Consider the following 798-nt stretch of genomic DNA (forward strand, 5'->3'; position numbering starts at 1 on the left):
ATATTAACGTGACAGCATCGAGCAAATTCATAAAAGAATTTGAGCAAATGACAAAATTACCACTAACAAATTATTACCTGACAGAAAGACAGATAAAGCAAATATTCAACTATAAAGTATAAAAAAACAGTAGTGATCAATTAAAAGATTACTACTGTTTTCAGTTAAACTATCACTATGTTTTAATGCTGGATACCAAAGTCAGGTATTATATGATTTTTTATGTAAAAGAAAAGGGTCTGAGAATCTAAATATGATGATTGATTTTTGTGCATATTGCACAAAAGAAGAGTATAATAAAAGAAAGTAGGTGAGATGATGGGATTTACAATAGAAGATGCATTGAATGAAACCAAAGAATTATATCAGCTTACACTATTATGTGGACAAAAAGGGTGTGCCAATGCTATGAGCTGGGTTCACCTTATTGAAGATACAACGACAATTCAACAATTGTGGGGAAAAGAATTGATTGTGACAAGTGGTTTAGGATTTCAAAAAGAAGGAGCACTTTTAAACCTTGTAGAATATTTGGTTAAGTATCATAGTGTCGGGCTTATTATTAATACTGGAAAGTATATTTTTGATGTTCCTCAAGATGTTCTTGATTATTGTGAAAACAATGATTTTCCACTGTTAATTTCACCATGGCATATTCATATGGTTGACCTGATTAAAGATTTTTGTATGCGTTGTTTGTTTTCGCAAAAAGAGGATTATTTGGTTACACAGTATTTTCAAAATATTTTTAGTGATCCACGCACTATTGAAGAAAATAGGAATGAACTGATGCGTAGT

General features: G+C 30.7%; 1 protein-coding gene. It reads left to right on the forward strand.

Annotated features, from left to right (window positions below; all coding sequences use genetic code 11):
- Positions 1–318 precede the first annotated feature (318 nt).
- Positions 319–798: PucR family transcriptional regulator ligand-binding domain-containing protein (locus B5E87_RS14830; protein WP_206399325.1), on the forward strand; the 480-nt coding region annotated here is incomplete at its 3' end.

Source organism: Massilimicrobiota sp. An142 (assembly GCF_002160725.1).
Classification (GTDB): Bacteria; Bacillota_I; Bacilli_A; order Erysipelotrichales; family Coprobacillaceae; genus Allocoprobacillus; species Allocoprobacillus merdigallinarum.